Consider the following 16,757-nt stretch of genomic DNA (forward strand, 5'->3'; position numbering starts at 1 on the left):
CAGCCTAAATCGGTTTCCGGGCAATGATGAAGACGGCTTTTCCTTTACCCGGCTGCCATTCTTCCTCGATCGCAAAGCCGGCTTCGCGAATGCTCGATAGGAAGTCCGCGCGCGTGAAAATGGCGAGGACCGGAAACACACCCAAGAATGAACCGACGGGACCGATAATGCGCAGAATGCCCATGCCGTCCCCCAGACATGTGGTGCTGGAAACCAATACGCCGCCGGGTTTCAGCATGCGGTAGGTCCTGGGGAGCACATTCCGCCAATCCGGCAGAAGATGAAAAATGCTGTGCGCCATGACCACATCGACAGAACCGTCAGAAACAACCAGGTCATCGACCGCTGCCTGTTCGAACGACACATTTTCGATACCGGCGATGTCGGCCTTCTCGCGCGCGATCTCCAGCATTTTCGCGGAAAAATCGGTCGCCCGGATATGGTTCACAAAAGGCGCGTGAATAAGGGCCGTGGTTCCGGTACCGCAGCCGATCTCCAGCACTTCAGAGTGTGGTGTGAAGTGCCGTTGCGTCTCCGTCAGTTTCCGGCGGTAGGCGCTTTCATCCGCGACCTTGTGTTTGGCATATATCGTCGCAAGCTTGTTCCAGAACCGTTCCGGCCGGACCATGATCCTCTCCGCTTTTCCCAGGAAGTCGCACGCGCGATCCTGTCTTAAAGAGCAATCTTGAGAATCTCCCCTTCCCCCGCCTCCTGCGCGATCCCATCGCGCAGCGCACCCACCGCGTTGGAGGCCGGCTTGGCGGCGAGACGCACCACATAAGCGATGTCCGGCGGCGTCCGAAACACATCGCCGGAAACCTCTTCCATCGTCGCGGAGAGGTGTTCCTCATTTACGATGGAAACACCCAACCCTGCATCGATACCGGCAAGGATGCCGGCATTGCTGGAACATTCCAGGACGGTCCGAAACGCTCGGCCCATGGTTCCGGCATTTTCGACCAGCCAGGCTTTATAGAAACAGCGATCATCATAAGCCAGAAAAGGCACGGGCCCGTCATCGGGCAGATCGAAGTCTTTCGCCTTGGCCCAGCAGAGGCGATGCCGGAACAGCACCGTGTCATCCGGGCGCACATCCTGCGCGAAAACCTGCATCACGCCGAGGTCGATGGCCGCATTCTCCACCTCCTCCTGAAGCACTTGGCTTTGCGCGACATGGACCCGAACGGACACATCGGGAAAGACCCGGGCGAAACGCGCCAATACCTGGGCCAGCCCGCTGCTGGTCATGTCCTCGGTCATGCCCATGCGGATATTACCGGCAAGGGTCCGCCGGCTGAGCGTCGCGGCGGCTTCGTCATGCAAAGCGAGAATTCGGTTGGCATATCCAAGCAGCCGCTCGCCGGTATCGGTCAGCAAGGGCAGCCCGGACCGCCTGTTCAACAGACGGCAGTCGATATGATCTTCCAGGCGCTTGATCTTGTGGCTGATCGCGGATTGGGAGAGCGAGAGATGATGCGCCGCACGGGTCACCCCGCCATGATCCGCGACGGATTTCAGCGCGCGCAGGGAATCCACATCCAACTTCACCGGTATCGTCGTCACGCCTTCGACTCCACATGACAGATTTCGATGGAAACTAGATTAACATGTCATTTTTAACAATGGATGAACTAGGCTAGAAAGAGCGAAGATCATTCAACACAGAGAGCAAGAACATGGCGCTTACGGACTACAAGGCACTGACATTCGACGTTTACGGCACGCTGATCGACTGGGAAACCGGCATGGTCAACGGCTTGAAGCCCTTGACCGACAAGGTCGGTGGGTTGACCCGCGACCAGATCCTGGAAGCTCATGCCTTCCATGAATCGACCAGCCAGAAGTGGACGCCGTCCAAGACCTACTCCCAGCTGCTGGCAACCGTCTACAAACGCTTGGCGGAAGAATGGGGCATCCCTGTCGAATGGGACGAATGCCTAGTCTACGGCGCGTCTGTCGAGCATTGGCCGGCTTTCGAGGACAGCGCAGAGTCACTCGCCTATCTGAAAGATCACTACAAACTGGTCGTCCTGTCGAATGTCGACAATGCCAGCTTTGCCCACAGCAACAAGAAGCTCGGCAATCCGTTCCACATGGTCTACACGGCCGAAGACGTCGGGTCCTACAAGCCCGCGCCCCGCAATTTCGACTATATGCTGGAAAACCTTGCGCGGCTTGGCATCGAGAAGCAGGACATTCTGCATACGGCGGAAAGCATGTTCCATGACCACGGCCCGGCCAACAAATTCGGCCTCACCAATTGCTGGATCTATCGCCGTCACGACAAGGAAGGCTTCGGCGCGACGATGAATCCGGGTGAAATGCCCTCGGTCGACATCGTCTTCAACAGCATGGCCGACTTCGTTACCGCCCACAAAGCGGAACTGTCCTAGGCTGCGTCCTCGGTAAGCCGGCCGCGGTCAGGACGCGGCCGGCACCGCCCCGTCATCCATATAGGCTGAGATATCGACCTCATCGATCTGTTCCGGCAGCAGGAACCGGCGCGCATATTCCTTGTACACGCCATTCCGCAGGAACAGGTCGAACAGGTCCGGATCGATATGCTGATCCTTCTTCATGAAGGACATGATACGGATCGATTCCGTCAGTGTCTTCGCCGGTTTGTAGGGCCGGTCGGCGGCGGTCAATGCCTCGAAGATATCGGCGATTGCCATGATCCGCGCGGGAATCGACATATCGTCCTTCTTCAATTTACGGGGATAGCCCGTGCCGATCATCGTTTCATGATGACCGGCGGCAATCTCCGGAATCCGTTTCAGATGGTCCGGATACGGCAAGCCTTCCAGCATGATGATGGTCTGGACGATATGGTCGTTGATGATGAAGCGTTCCTCGGCGGTCAAAGTCCCGCGAGAAATACACAGATTGTAGATTTCACCGTGATTGAAGCGATGTTCCGGCACATCCATGTCGAACCCGTACGGGTTGTCGCCGAATACGTCCGATGTCTCCCGCCGATGAATGTGTTCAGGCTTGTCGTCCAGCAACTTCTCGACCACAGGCAGCGCGGGTTCCGAGAATTCGTCCATCCGTTTCCGTTCTGCGATCGATAATCCCAACCTGTCGCTGAAGTGGCGGGTCCATTCGCGCCGGCCGATTTGGCGCAGGCGCTCCTTCTTTTCCTCATCCATGAATTCGCCACCGATATTGCACTCCGCCACGAAAGCGAAGTCGTCCATCAATGCGGCATTCTCTCTTTCGAAAGCATCCCTGTCAGGTTCCTTCCCGTCCAGGGCCGCTTGTAGGAAGGCGATCTTGTTGTCCCGCAACAACACTTCGAACCGAGTCCGGATCTCGTGCATGCGGTTATAGATCGTCTCCAGTTTCGTCGCCTTATCGACGACATATTCCGGCGTCGTCACCTTGCCGCAATCATGCAGCCAGGCCGCGATACGGAACTCACGCCATTCGTCTTCATTGGCGAACTTGAACTCGGACAACGGGCCGTCAGACTCGGACTCAGCGGACCGCGCAAGCATCATCGCCAATTCCGGTACACGACGGCAGTGCCCGCCGGTATAGGGCGACTTCGCGTCAATCGCCGCCGCCATCAACTCAATAAAACTATCCAACAATTCTTTCTGCGACTGGATCAGGTTCTTATTGTCCAGGGCGACTGCGGCCTGGGATGCCAAAGCTTCCACAAAGTTTACGACTTCAACATCGAACGGCCCGACTTCGCCGGTTTCCGGGTTCTTGGCATTGATCAACTGCAACACGCCGATGACGTTTTTGCCACGTGGTTTCAGAGGGACCGTCAAGAAGGATGTGGAGTGGTATCCGTTCTGCTCGTCGACGCGTTTGGTGCCGGAGAAATCGAAATTTTCATTGTTATAGGCATCATCGATCAGCACGGTCTCACCGACCAAAGCGCAATGGCTCGCCACATTCCTGTGGTTGGGTTCCTTCGATTCCGGGTCCCACAAGGGTACCGGCACCAAGCCGACAGGCGGTCCATCATGCCCCCCGATATCGATCCCCATGCTGTCATTCTTCATGTTCTCGAAATGAAGCGCATCGTCCTTTAACATGTACAAAGTCGCGCCATCTGCTTGCGCGAGTTCCTTGGCCACATCGAGTACCGCGTCGATCAATCGCGTTTCGGAATGTTCCCCGCCCAAGGCGATACCGCGTTCGACAAGCCGTTCCAGCTTTGTCTGGGTTTGCATCAAATCCCGGGTCCGCTCCTGGACCATGGATTCAAGACGCACAGCTTCCGTTTTTTGAGCCTCGATAAAACCGCTGACCTGTTTAGCGACCTCCGAAAAAGTCCGCGCGATATCGCCCAACTCATCGCTGCGTCCGGTGCCGGGGATCGGCCCGTCGACCCGGCGCGTCACGCCGAAATCCAAAAAGGCGTTGCGAATCCTGGACAAGGGTTTGGTGACCGAGCGCGCCGCAAAGAACCCAATCGCGACTACGACCGCCGTAGTGACGACGACAATCGCAAAGGTCATGTTCCGCAATTGAATTACCGGCGCCATCACCTCAACAGCGCCTATTTCCGACAACAACGCCCAGCGGGCGCCCCGGAAGGTGAAGGGTGAATAGGCGGACAGGACATCGTGGCCTTTGTAGTCATAAGCGAACATGACGCCACTCTCGCCGGCAAGCGCGCGTTCCGATGTGGTCGTATTGACCGAGACTTTGAGGATTGAGGAATCCTCGTCAAACCGGGAGTCGGTTCGCATCAAGCGATCCGAACCGACGACATAGGTCTCGCCCGTCTCCCCCATTCCAGCCGTCACTTGCATAATCTCGTTGAGGCGGATGATCGGCATTTGCAGGGCAATCACCCCAAGGAACTTCCCACCGTCAAAAACCGGTTCCGACAGAAAACTTGCGGGCGCGCCGCCGATCGGGGCATAGGACTGGAAATCGGTAAACTGCGCGGTGACGTTCGGCGGGGTGGAGAGCGCGCCCGAAATCGTCCCGGCCAGCGCCGTATTTTTCCAGCGCCCGGTGATCAGGTTGGTTCCGAATTCCGCGTGTTTGGATGATGTGTAGACGACGTCCCCTTGCGGGCTGATCAGGAAGACATCGTAATACCCCTTCAATTCATGAAGCAGTTTCAGCCAAGGATGGAACCGGTCATGGGTCTGCTTATAGGCCGATACGTTTTCGGGCAGATCTTCCGGGTTTTCCACATCACCGTTGGGATTGTCGACTTTGTAAACAGTCCTCAACAACGCTTCCGTCCGGTCGCTTGAAATGCCCAGCCCGGCGAAGGATCTGTTCAATTCTCTCAGCGCATCGCTCACAACCGGACTGCGGGCAATCAGCTCCACATCCTCTTCCACACCTTTGAGATAGGTGGAAAATGCCGCCGAACGCGATTCACTGATCGAGACGAGCTTCGCGGCCGTCACGTCTTCCAGGGCATCTGCGGATCGTTTGTAGGCCCCGATTCCCACGGCCACCGAACAGGCTGTGGCACAGACGGCAACCAAGGCTGGCAGTTTGAAGGCAATACTCATGTCACGGTCCTACGCAAAAAGGGGATTTGCTGAAGACACCGGTTGCGTAACCGGTTGATCCCTGGCTCTAACCGGCCATTGAAGGACCATCTGACAGAAATTATCCGTATTATTCTTGAGTGTATAGAGGGTGAACGCCGCCATACCTTTCCCACAGAAATGCAAAACGGCCCCTCGGTTTCCCGGGAGGCCGTCCATAGACGCTCAATTGTCGCGTTGCGTTACCGCACGCTGACAACCGACGGCGCGCCAAACATTTCTTCGATAATATATTTGGCATGCGCGATCATGGTCTGGCTTTCGTCGCTATCGACGACGAATTGGCTCGATCCGTTGCCGTTCGAATACGACACGAAGTGATGCAGACCGAATTTAATCAGGAAGTTGGATTCAACAGACATAATTTTCTTCTTTTTATGAATTGTATAGGTCGATTTTTTGTATTTTTGGGCCGGTTTTCACGGCCAAAAACGGAAATAGGCGGTCAAAGACCGCCTATTCCGATCTCACATACCTAGATTGGTATGCGAAAGTCAGTCGTCAAGCTGCAGGTTTTCAGCGGACATCTTGCCGTCACGACCCGAAACCAGTTCGAACGTCACGCGCTGACCGTCGGACAGGCTGGAAATGCCGGCGCGCTCAAGAGCGCTGATGTGAACGAAGGCGTCCTTCGAACCATCTTCCGGTTGAATGAAGCCGAAACCCTTGGTCGGGTTGAACCACTTAACGGTACCTTTGGTCATGATTTTTTCCTTTCACGACAATTTATTTTCGTTCCGCCGCCGAATGCAGCGGAGCTTTGAAACGCTTGAATTGTCGGAGAGGAAACGTGATCGACCGCGTTAGCGGGTAGCATGAGTTCTGCAGCGACTTCGAAACGTGAGTGAGTTATAGGGGTTTCCTGAAACAAAGCAAGGTAAATCGTAGGGCCCACGCCGTGACGTCCTTTGCCGACACGATTTCGAGCGCCCCTGCCCTTGGCCTGTAAGCCCGGGAAATCAAAGGAAAATCGGGTTCAGGCACTTTCGGCCGGTTAGCGTCAGTTTGCCGCAAATGCGATCAATCGCCCAAGCACCAGTGCGCCCAACCATGCTGTTAGGGAAATCGCACCGATACGGCGCAGAGCCCCCCTTGGAGCGTCTTCAAGTGTCCAACCATGACGGCGATGGGCGAGGATTGCGGATACCGTGCCAATCGCAATCAAAACCAGCTTGAACGGCAATAGTGGATGGGCGGCATAATCCACGGCCCTTGTGGCGAAAAGTAAAATCCCCGTCAGCACCGCCAGGACCAATCCGGAGCCGGCGGTCACGGCCAGAATGCGCACCACAGCAGCCCGCGCGGCGTCCGGCCAGAACCCTAGAAGACGCAGGGACAGCGGCACGGCGCCGCCGACCAGAAGCGCAATCCCAAGCACGTGGCCGGTATTGACGGCTGCGTAGCTCCAGCGGGAAAACCTCAGGGCCTCGACCGGCGGCAAACTCTCCAACGCGGTGAGAAATTCCTCCACCGCCCAATTCCAACTAGCTGCGGTTGGGATAAAGCGCGTGTTCCCTACCCTCTATCAAGATCCTTTCGGCCTTCATCAGCTTGTCGTCGATATTCGCCGATGGTTCGCCGATGATCGTTAACTCCACGCCGGGGGAAAGGTCGTCGGGCGTCAGACCCGCTTGTTCGTTGCGCCAGGGCTGTCCGACTTCCACGGTCCAAATTTCCCCTTCCGCATCGACCGTCAGCACCCCGTGCGGATTGCCGAGCTTGGCCGTCTTGATGAGTCCGGTCAGTTCGATATTGCCGCCCGTCGTCCAGGACCAGCCATGGTGAGCCCAGGCAACGCCGCTAACCAGACCGAATACAAGCACGGTGAAACCCAAAGCTGTTGCGATACGGCGCATGGCGAACTCCTCTTCCTCGATCATTCTCACAAGTGAATTCCTGCAAAGATATGGAGCGCCATGCCCACAAGAAAAGCCTCCCCCCTGACATCTCTTGCGAGCATGAGTGAATACAGGGGCTTGCAGTCTGGAATTCGCCCCGTTCGTTCATATCTGAATAGCATCCCGCGCCGAACCGTTTGGCGCGCCGCGACTTGGAGGACTGGAGGAAAATCTCGACATGAATGTAAACGCGATCCTGAACAACGTAATGGGGACGGCCGGTGCCGGCATCGATAAGGCGGTCCAGGGCGCACGCTCCGGCGGAATGCCGTCGGGCCTCCTCGGTGGCGCGGCTGCCGGTGGCTTGGCCGCCCTGTTGTTGAGCAACAAGAAGGCGCGAAAAATGGGCGGCAAGGCCCTCACCTATGGCGGCATGGCGGCGATCGGAGGTTTGGCCTACAAGGCGTGGCGCGATCATAAAGAAGACCAGACTCGAACCCAGCCGGCGCAGCGTTCAGCGCACGCCGCCGCAATTTATCAACAGACCGCCGCCAACACACCCGCGCCCCCTGCGGGCAGCATCTTCGACCTGGCCAATCAGCCAAGCACATCACAGGGCGAGGACATGCGCCTGGTCGTCATCCGGGCAATGATCAGCGCGGCCAAAGCGGACGGTCATATAGACGCGGATGAACGGACCCGTATCGAAGGGCAGATCAAAGCCCTTCAAATCGGCCAGGACGAACAACAGTTCCTGATCGATCAGCTGAACGCCCCCAGCGACCCGATCGCAATCGCACGGCTTTCGGGCAGCCTGGAACAGGCGACCGAGATATACGCCGCATCCGCCTTGGCCGTGGATGTGGATACGCCTGAGGAACGCCGCTACCTGGAGCGCCTGGCCGACGGGCTGCATCTGCCGGAGGATCTACGTCAGCGCTTGGATGAGGAAACCGCGATCCGCTAGACACCGAAAGGCGCAGGAAAAAGGCCCTGCCAAACGGCAGGGCCTCGTCCATTCTCGGTTGTTCCCATGTTTGACGGGTCGGTGATCCCGACCCGGCGTCGGAAACCGACCCTAAGCGCGCGGCGGCGCGAACTTCGTCAGATTGATTCCTTCAACGGCGGTCTTGTATTCGTCGATGCTCGGCGTGCGGCCAAGGATCGTTGAAAGAACGACGACCGGAGTCGAGGCCAAAAGGGATTCCCCTTTCTTCTCGTCGGAGTCTTCCACCACACGTCCCTGGAACAGACGTGTTGAGGTCGCCATGACCGTGTCGCCCTTCTCCGCCTTTTCCTGGTTGCCCATGCACAGATTGCAGCCGGGGCGTTCCAGATAAAGGATGTTTTGGTACTTCGTGCGGGCTTCGCTCTTTGGCGCGCTGTCGTCGAATTCGAAACCGGCATATTTCTGCAGAATTTCCCAATCGCCATCCGCCTTCAGCTCATCGACGATGTTGTATGTCGGCGGCGCGACGACGAGCGGCGCCTTGAACTCGATCTTGCCGTTCGCTTTTTCCATGTTCCGGAACATCTGGGCGATGATGTTCATATCGCCCTTGTGAACCATGCAGGACCCAACGAAGCCGAGGTCGACCTTCTTGTTCGCCCCGTAATAGGAAATCGGCCGGATCGTGTCATGCGTGTAGCGTTTGGACGCGTCGATGTTCTGGACATCGGGGTCGGCGATCATGGGTTCGTCGATGGCGTCCAGGTCGACGACGACCTCCGCGAAATACTTGGCGTTATCGTCGGGCGTCAGGGCCGGCTTCTCACCGGATTTGATTTCCGCGATGCGCTTGTCCGCTTTGGCGATCAGCCCCTTCAGCATCTGGGCGTCGTTATCCATGCCCTTGTCGATCATGACCTGAATGCGGTGCTTAGAGATTTCAAGCGACTCGATAAGGGTGTCGTCGTTGGAAATACAGATGGACGCTTTCGCCTTCATTTCGGCCGTCCAATCCGTGAAGGTGAAGGCCTGGTCGGCAAGCAGGGTGCCGATATGAACCTCGATCACCCGCCCTTGGAACACGTTGTCCCCGAATTGGGCCAGCATTTGCGCCTGCGTCGCATGGACCACATCACGGAAGTCCATATGCGTACCCATTTTCCCCTTGAAGGTGACCTTCACCGATTCAGGGATAGGCATCGTCGCTTCGCCGGTTGCCAGGGCAAGCGCGACGGTGCCCGAGTCAGCGCCGAAGGCAACGCCCTTGGACATGCGCGTGTGGGAGTCACCGCCGATGATAATGGCCCAGTCATCCACCGTAATGTCGTTCAAGACCTTGTGGATGACATCCGTCATCGGGTGATAGACACCCTTCGGGTCACGCGCCGTGATCAGGCCGAACTTGTTCATGAAGGCCATCAGCTTGGGCGTGTTGGCCTGGGCCTTCTTGTCCCATACGGACGCCGTATGACAGCCTGATTGGTAAGCCCCGTCCACGGAGGGTGAAATCACCATCGCGGCCATGGCCTCCAATTCCTGCACCGTCATCGGGCCGGTCGTATCCTGGGAGCCGACGATATTCACCTTCACGCGCGCGTCGGAACCCGCATGCAGGACAGTCCCCGCGCTGACGCCGACGGCATTGTTGTTGAAGATCTTTTCGACCGCGGTCAGGCCCTGCCCCGCTACGGAGACTTCTTTCGACGCGGCGAAAACGGGGGCCGGTTCAACGCCGAGCGTTTCAGCGGCGATGGTCTGCAGCTTCTTGCCGAAGACAATCGCATAGGAACCGCCGGCCTTCATGAATTCCTTTTTTTGCGGGGTGAAGGATGACGCGATATTCGCAAGCTCATCCTTTCCTTCCGCATCGCGAAGCTTCATGTCCTTCGTATCGATTTTCAGGACGGTTCCGGTTTCGACCGAATACTTCTGTTCCAGAACCGGGTTGCCGTCATTGTTCAGGATCGGATTGCCGTCCTGATCCAATTTCTTGACCCAGTTCTTCAGATCGATGCCAATGCCGCCGGTAACGCCAACAGTCGTGAGAAAAATGGGGGATATGCCGTTCGTTCCAGCAACGATCGGGGCATAGTTCACAAAGGGAATGTATGGGCTTGCCGGCTTGCCGGTCCACAAGGCGACGTTATTCACCCCCGACATACGCGAGGATCCGACCCCCATCGTCCCCTTTTCGGCGATCAGCATGACGCGCTTGTCGGGATGCTGCTGCTGCAGCGCCCGAATTTCCGCCTGCGCTTCCTCGGAAATCATGCACTTGCCGTGCAATTCACGGTCAGCACGGGAATGCGCCTGGTTGCCGGGAGACAGCAGGTCGGTGGAAATGTCGCCTTCCGCCGCGATGTAGGTGACGACTTCGATCTCGTCATCCACATCGGGCAGGTTCGTGAAGAACTCAGCCTTGGCATAGCTTTGAAGGATATCCTTCGCCACACCGTTCCCCGCCTCATAGGCCGCCTTGAGCCGGTCTGTATCCGCTTCGTAGAGATAAACTTGGGTTTTCAGGACATCCGCCGCCTGCTTGGCGATTGTCGGATCATTGCCCAAGGCCAGATCGATCAGCACTTCGACCGAGGCCCCACCGCGCATGTGCGACAACAGCTCGAAAGCGAATGTCGGCGTGATTTCCTTGACCGACACTTCCCCGAGAATGATCTTTTTCAGGAACTTCGCTTTTACGCCCGCGGCACTCGTCGTGCCGGGAACCGTATTGTAAATCAGGAAGTTGACGCAGTCGTCCCTATGCTCGGAACCGGCATCCAGGATGTGCGCGATGATCTCTTCCAGGAGGGCGCCATCCTCGATCGGCTTGGCGTGCAGGTCTTGAGCTTTGCGGCTCTCAATTTCTTCCAGATATTCCGTATACAAGCTCATGACGTCCCCGGCGATTTTGATGTTCCAGTTAGCTTTGCCGCCGGGCCGCAACAGCTTTCGGCAATCCGGCTAAAAGCTTTCTCTTGAATAGGTCCTGAATTGGTAGTTCAGCCGGGGTCGTGGCGCAAGTTGATTGTGGCTATTAACCGCTTGATATAAGGGCAATCGTGGCTGGCAGACAGTCACAAGAAAGAGAAGGATTCGCCAAATGGCAGGGCATTTCCATATCCCCACCGAATTGAAAACGATCAACAACCCAATTAACAAAATTCTCGTATCTAATTGATCTTAATATTAATGTTTTAAAGGACTACAATTAAAAATCGCTTTTCGGCTATTTCTGCCGCTTCCTTGTCCTTTGGCCGTGCAGTTTGGGACGCTGACTTGTTTCTAGCGTTAAATAGTCTTGATGACTTAACGAGTATAACGTGACCTGCCGCCGAACTCCCCTCCGCCCAATCTTGGTTCACAATGCTGGCATCCGAAATTTTATAAATCCACCTTAAATTGATTGATTAGCAAATTTGATTTAAGGTTGTACCTAGTTCAGCGTTCTCTACATTTGGAATTAGTTGGGGGGGAGATTTCCTATGGCTGCGCGAGCTACACTTTTGACGACAATCGCTTTGTTGGCTGGATGCACAAGTGGCGTGGTTTCGACCCCCATAGACACGGCAAAAACCACGGGAGGCAACGAGCTAGAGGTAGGAAACATACCCCATGGCATCGTGTATCATCTTCCGGCCCGGGAAATAGCGGTTGAAGCGCTTTATCGACTGAACTCCTGCCCAAATATTTCGACTGCGCAAGAGACAGCGATCCGCACTCGAATAGAATCCTTGGCAAATACGTTCAGCGTACTCGGACAAAAAGTCTCAACCGTCGATAGAGACGGGACATATGACGAAGTTCGGGAGTCCATTCGACGCAATAGCGAAGAAATTACATCAATCGCCAAACAAATCGAAACCCTTCTGCAACAGACATTGGTTGTCACAGTGTCAGGCATCGAAGCGTCCCAACATTCTGTACCCGATTATCTCGCTGGAACCTTTGTCATCGAGACGCGGGAACTGACAACATGGCTAAAGGAAGTGTCGGAAGCGAAGGTTGTTGTCGAAAACGGTTTGCTTCGTTCGGTAGCCTATGAAGCGAAAGACAAAACACGTGACGTGATCGCAGGGATTAGTGGATTGGCATTTCGTATCGCCTCTCAAACCGCGACTATGGCCGTTCCGGGCGGTCAGGCTGCACAAGGAATCGCCAACATTCGAGACAGCGGCGCAATCCAAGCCCTCAACGCCGGACTCGGTGAGCAAGGAATTTTCATTATACTGCAGGGCGAGCTCGACGATCTCCGCCAGTCACTGGATAACGCCATTGCCGACTTGGATTACTGCAATCCGGCAACGATGACAGCGCTGGCTGGAGAGGCGGCACTGAAGGACCAAGTCAAAACCGCGAAGACCGAAGTCGCAAAGGCCAATGCCGCCTATCAGGCCGCGCTCAAACCAAGCGACGGTACAGCGCCCAACGCGGACGCCGTGAAAGTCGCAAAAGCCCGGCTCGAGGAAGCTCAAAAAAGGCTATCGGCAGAAACAGCAAAACTCGCCAAACTTATCGCCGCCAATTTAACCGCCAAAATCAACCGACGCTTCCTCCCTCAGAGGACGGCTTTGTCATTCGACGTCAAACCAACGACCGACATACTCCAGAAGTGGTTTAATTCGAACCGTTTTCTATCGACCGGAACTTCATTGGTATCGGCTATGACTATGTTACAGGTCACCGTTGAGCCGATTCCCGATTCCAATATTGGTGATGTCAATAAGGCTCCAACCTTCAATGGCATCTACTACCGCGTTCCCAGGCCCGCCAAGCTATTGATTTCAAGGTTGGGAAACGCGTCCGACGTATTGCAAGGCGCGACGCCGGCATATGTGCCGGCAGCAAACCCGGAGTCCGTTCTCTTCCATCAGTTCGGCGTTCTCGCGGCGCTGGAGATCGAGAACGGTATCTTCCAGGAGAACAAATACGTGGTTTCGTTTACTGAAGATGGCCTGCTGCACTCTTTCGAATATCAAGAAAAGAGTGCTCGCGCGCTGGGTGCCGTTGACACAGCAGAAGACGTTCTCGACGCTAAGGACGATGCGGCTATCAATGCAGTCGACCGAGAAACAAAACTACTAGAGGCCGAGAGAAAAAGGCTTGAGGAATTGAAAAAACTGCAAGATGCGGAAAATGCGCTAATAGAAACCGACGAATAATTTAGGCCGCAGCCACATTTTTCTTCTGATATCGGTACAACTCGAAGCGAACTCCAAAGGAAGTGGTCTAATTTGTCTATGGGTAAAACAAGCCAGCGACAGTTGGCGTATCAGAAACGAAATACGTTCCTGTTTGCGCAGTGAGTTCGCCTGTGGACCAGCATAAGAAAAGCGGCGTTCCCAAATCCTGAGAACGCCGCTTTGATTTTTCCGCCGAAATTATTGTGGCGATTAACGCTTCGAGAACTGGAAGCTGCGGCGGGCTTTCGCGCGGCCGTATTTCTTACGTTCGACGACACGGCTGTCACGGGTCAGGAACCCGCCCGATTTCAGGGTCGGACGCAAGGTCGGTTCGAAGTTGACCAAGGCCTTGGAAATGCCGTGGCGCACCGCACCGGCCTGGCCGCTGAGGCCGCCACCGGTAACCGTCGCCATTACGTCGTACTGATCGGAACGCTCGGCCCGTTCAAAGGGCTGACGCACCATCATCTGCAGCACGGGGCGACCGAAATACGCGGCCACTTCCTTGCCGTTGACCGTCATGCGGCCCGAACCCGGCTTGATCCAAACGCGAGCAATCGCGTTCTTCCGCTTGCCGGTTGCATAGGCGCGGCCCTGCGCGTCGATCTGCGGTTCCGCCGGGGCGCTGGTCTCAGCCGCCGCGGCAACCACGTCCGCCCCGCCGGCGCCCTGAAGGGCTTCACCGAGTTGGGACAGATCATTCACCGTCTGGTTTTCATCAGCCATGACTAGAAGCTCCGGACATTCTTGCTGTTGCGGGAAGCGAGATCGAGCACCGCGGGCTGCTGCGCCTCATGGGGGTGTTCCCCACCGGCGTAGACGCGCAGGTTGCTCATCTGCTGACGGCCGAGCGGTCCGCGCGGAACCATCCGTTCCACCGCCTTCTGAACAACCCGTTCCGGATTCTTGCCGGAAAGGATTTCACCGGCGGAACGGCTCTTGATGCCGCCCGGGAAACCGGTGTGCCAGTAGAAGCGCTTGTCGGCCAGCTTGTTGCCGGTCAGCTTCACCTTCTCCGCATTGATAACGATCACATTGTCGCCGCAATCGACATGCGGCGTATAACCGGGCTTGTGCTTGCCACGCAGGATCTTCGCGATCTCAGCGGCCATGCGTCCCAGCACCATACCGTTGGCATCGACAACGAACCACTTCTTGTCGACTTCCGCCGGCTTCATCGAATAGGTCTTCATATCTAACTCGCCTTATCGATCCGCTTTGGGTCAAAAGTTAAAGCCGTCCGGCCCTGACATCGTCAGGCAGCCGGTTCGGCCGAATTCTGTTCTCAAGTCAATTCCAAGCGGCCCCGAATACCTGCTAGGCTGACCACCCTTACCCATTCGGGCGGAGCGGCCGGTTCGGCTCATACTTGCGTCTTTGTTGAGAGCGCGCGGTTTGTACGGCGGCACCGGTTTGAGGTCAAGCGTTTTTACGAAAAAAAGGCGCATAAAAACAGTAAGTTACAGTTGCGGTATTATTTTACCGCACTTGGGAGGGTCTGAAAACATGGGCAAAATGGAAATTCAGCAGCTAACTCCCGCAATCGGCGCAGAAATTCGGAATTTCGACCTGTCCAAGCCCCTTTCGAACGCCGAATGGAAAGATGTCCATGACGCTTTCATGACCCACCAAGTCCTGGTGTTCCGGGATCAATCCATGACCGCGGATTCCATGGTCGATCTGGCCCACCGTTTCGGCCGCATCGGCACCTATCCGTTCCTAAAAAGTCTGGCAGGCCATCTGGAAATCACCGAAGTGATCAAGGAAGCCGACGAGAAGATCAATTTCGGCGGGCTTTGGCATACGGATACGAGTTATCTGGAAACACCGCCGATGGGGTCCCTGCTATATGCGCAAGAAGTTCCGCCGGTCGGGGGCGATACTTTGTTCGCCAATATGTATCTGGCGTTTGAGACGCTCTCCCCCGCGTTGCAGGACTGGCTGCGCGGCCTCAAGGTGGTGAACCGGTCGGACAAAGCGGCCGCGGCAGCGACGCGTGTGGAACAGATCGGACGGATCGGGGCGGCGGAAGACGCCAAGCCGGTTTACGAAGCGGTCCATCCCCTGGTCCGGACCCACCCCGTCACGGGCCGCCCTTCCCTATATGCCCATATCGGCCACAGTGTCCGTTTCGAGGGTATGACCGAGGAGGAAAGCGCGCCACTGCTAAGCTATTTGTTCCAGCACCAGATAAAACCGGAATTCCAGTGCCGTGTCGCCTGGCAGTCGGGCACCCTGACCGTTTGGGACAACCGCTGCACGCTCCATAACGCTATGAACGACTATCACGGCCACCGGCGGCATATGTGGCGTATCACGATTGAGGGCGATCGCCCCAAATGATACCTTCGTTCGGCAGCCGTGCCTGTCTTAACGATCCGGCCAAATCCGCCTCATATGAGCATTCCAAGGCCGTTGTCTTGTAATGTTTCCTTTAAACCTGCGATAGTCGCATCAGGATCTTAAGTCACGCAGATCAAGCGGGCTAACGGGTAAAGGGCGAGCACCGAAATGGATATCAAAGAAGAAGACATTCTCGGCGCCAGCATCAAGACCCACTGGTACTACGTTTCCAAGGGTTTGGCCGTTCGCGCGATGATCGGCGACCAACCTGTCGGTCAGACATTGGACGTCGGCGCGGGTTCCGGCGTGTTTACCCGCCAACTGATCGATTGCGGTCTCTCATCCGGCGGGGTCTGTGTCGACCCGTATTACCCCCGCGAACACACCGAATCCTATGGCGGATCGGAAATTAGCTTCGTTCACACGGTGGATTCCGTTCCGCAGCGCCTGGTGCTGATGATGGATGTGCTGGAGCATGTGGACGACGATGTTGGGATGTTGCGCGAATACGTGGACAAGATGACCAGTGGAAGCCGTGTTCTGATTACGGTTCCGGCCTTCCAATTCCTGTGGTCCGGCCACGACGTCTTCCTTGAACACAAACGCCGCTACACACTTCAACAGATCAGCGACGTGGCTGCCGCGGCGGGCCTGCAGGTCAGTCAGCAACGATACTTTTTCGGCCTGCTATTCCCGGTCGCCGCCCTGTTGCGCTTATTTGACCGGCTGCGTGTGGCTGCCGGCCAGGTCGAGGCAAAGAGCCACCTGAAAGCCGCCTCGGGTTTTACCAATAGCGGTTTGATCCGCATTCACGATGTGGAACGGAAAACGCTGTTCCCAATCAACAGGCTCTGCGGTCTGTCCGCCTTTTGCCTCGCCACCAAGCCCTGATCCGTCAGCCGAGGTAACC

15 protein-coding genes are annotated in these 16,757 nt (G+C 56.4%); 5 read left to right on the forward strand and 10 right to left on the reverse strand.

Annotation, left to right across the window (positions count from 1 at the left end):
• Positions 1 to 4: 4 nt before the first annotated feature.
• Together EOI86_RS09770 and EOI86_RS09775 are read right to left on the reverse strand one after the other, a co-directional pair.
• On the reverse strand, positions 5 to 628 hold the full coding sequence (locus EOI86_RS09770; protein WP_127764866.1) for a class I SAM-dependent methyltransferase: 624 nt from the start codon (positions 626 to 628) through the stop codon (positions 5 to 7).
• A 44-nt stretch (positions 629 to 672) separates the two neighbouring features.
• A complete protein-coding gene (locus EOI86_RS09775; protein ID WP_127764867.1) occupies positions 673 to 1,563 on the reverse strand; it encodes a LysR family transcriptional regulator in 891 nt (296 codons plus the stop codon).
• A gap of 113 nt (positions 1,564 to 1,676) precedes the next feature.
• Here EOI86_RS09775 and EOI86_RS09780 point away from each other — a divergent pair, with 113 nt between their 5' ends.
• Positions 1,677 to 2,393: a haloacid dehalogenase type II gene (locus tag EOI86_RS09780; RefSeq protein ID WP_127764868.1), complete on the forward strand. Its 717-nt coding sequence runs from the start codon at positions 1,677 to 1,679 to the stop codon at positions 2,391 to 2,393.
• A 27-nt stretch (positions 2,394 to 2,420) separates the two neighbouring features.
• Here the strand turns inward: EOI86_RS09780 and EOI86_RS09785 are convergent, their stop codons facing one another.
• The 5 genes from EOI86_RS09785 to EOI86_RS09805 form a co-directional block, all read right to left on the reverse strand.
• Positions 2,421 to 5,498, reverse strand: a complete 3,078-nt coding sequence (locus tag EOI86_RS09785; RefSeq protein ID WP_127764869.1) for an HD domain-containing phosphohydrolase — start codon at positions 5,496 to 5,498, stop codon at positions 2,421 to 2,423.
• Between the two features lie 221 nt (positions 5,499 to 5,719).
• On the reverse strand, positions 5,720 to 5,899 hold the full coding sequence (locus tag EOI86_RS09790) for a hypothetical protein (protein ID WP_127764870.1): 180 nt from the start codon (positions 5,897 to 5,899) through the stop codon (positions 5,720 to 5,722).
• Positions 5,900 to 6,031: 132 nt separating this feature from the next.
• A complete protein-coding gene (locus EOI86_RS09795; RefSeq protein WP_127764871.1) occupies positions 6,032 to 6,241 on the reverse strand; it encodes a cold-shock protein in 210 nt (69 codons plus the stop codon).
• Positions 6,242 to 6,537: 296 nt separating this feature from the next.
• Positions 6,538 to 7,008, reverse strand: coding sequence for a hypothetical protein (locus EOI86_RS09800; RefSeq protein WP_127764872.1), 471 nt, complete (start codon positions 7,006 to 7,008; stop codon positions 6,538 to 6,540).
• A 13-nt stretch (positions 7,009 to 7,021) separates the two neighbouring features.
• Complete coding sequence (locus EOI86_RS09805) at positions 7,022 to 7,417, reverse strand: DUF6152 family protein (protein WP_240035633.1); 396 nt, start codon at positions 7,415 to 7,417, stop codon at positions 7,022 to 7,024.
• Between the two features lie 196 nt (positions 7,418 to 7,613).
• Here EOI86_RS09805 and EOI86_RS09810 point away from each other — a divergent pair, with 196 nt between their 5' ends.
• Entirely contained in the window at positions 7,614 to 8,342 is a 729-nt protein-coding gene (locus tag EOI86_RS09810) for a tellurite resistance TerB family protein (protein ID WP_127764873.1), read from the forward strand.
• A 111-nt stretch (positions 8,343 to 8,453) separates the two neighbouring features.
• Here the strand turns inward: EOI86_RS09810 and EOI86_RS09815 are convergent, their stop codons facing one another.
• Positions 8,454 to 11,216 carry a bifunctional aconitate hydratase 2/2-methylisocitrate dehydratase gene (locus tag EOI86_RS09815; RefSeq protein ID WP_127764874.1) on the reverse strand — a complete coding sequence of 921 codons (2,763 nt, stop codon included), beginning with the start codon at positions 11,214 to 11,216 and terminating at the stop codon, positions 8,454 to 8,456.
• A 590-nt stretch (positions 11,217 to 11,806) separates the two neighbouring features.
• Here EOI86_RS09815 and EOI86_RS09820 point away from each other — a divergent pair.
• A complete protein-coding gene (locus EOI86_RS09820; protein WP_127764875.1) occupies positions 11,807 to 13,483 on the forward strand; it encodes a hypothetical protein in 1,677 nt (558 codons plus the stop codon).
• Between the two features lie 231 nt (positions 13,484 to 13,714).
• Here the strand turns inward: EOI86_RS09820 and rpsI are convergent, their stop codons facing one another.
• Together rpsI and rplM are read right to left on the reverse strand one after the other, a co-directional pair.
• A complete protein-coding gene (rpsI, locus tag EOI86_RS09825) occupies positions 13,715 to 14,230 on the reverse strand; it encodes a 30S ribosomal protein S9 (protein ID WP_127764876.1) in 516 nt (171 codons plus the stop codon).
• Positions 14,231 to 14,232: 2 nt separating this feature from the next.
• On the reverse strand, positions 14,233 to 14,697 hold the full coding sequence (gene rplM / locus EOI86_RS09830) for a 50S ribosomal protein L13 (RefSeq protein WP_127764877.1): 465 nt from the start codon (positions 14,695 to 14,697) through the stop codon (positions 14,233 to 14,235).
• Between the two features lie 313 nt (positions 14,698 to 15,010).
• Between rplM and EOI86_RS09835 the strand changes: the two genes are divergently transcribed.
• Together EOI86_RS09835 and EOI86_RS09840 are read left to right on the forward strand one after the other, a co-directional pair.
• Complete coding sequence (locus EOI86_RS09835) at positions 15,011 to 15,847, forward strand: TauD/TfdA dioxygenase family protein (RefSeq protein ID WP_127764878.1); 837 nt, start codon at positions 15,011 to 15,013, stop codon at positions 15,845 to 15,847.
• Positions 15,848 to 16,015: 168 nt separating this feature from the next.
• A complete protein-coding gene (locus tag EOI86_RS09840) occupies positions 16,016 to 16,738 on the forward strand; it encodes a class I SAM-dependent methyltransferase (protein WP_127764879.1) in 723 nt (240 codons plus the stop codon).
• The last annotated feature ends 19 nt before the right edge of the window (positions 16,739 to 16,757 follow it).

Origin of the sequence: Hwanghaeella grinnelliae (assembly GCF_004005845.1) — a bacterium.
Classification (GTDB): Bacteria; Pseudomonadota; Alphaproteobacteria; order UBA8366; family Aestuariispiraceae; genus Hwanghaeella; species Hwanghaeella grinnelliae.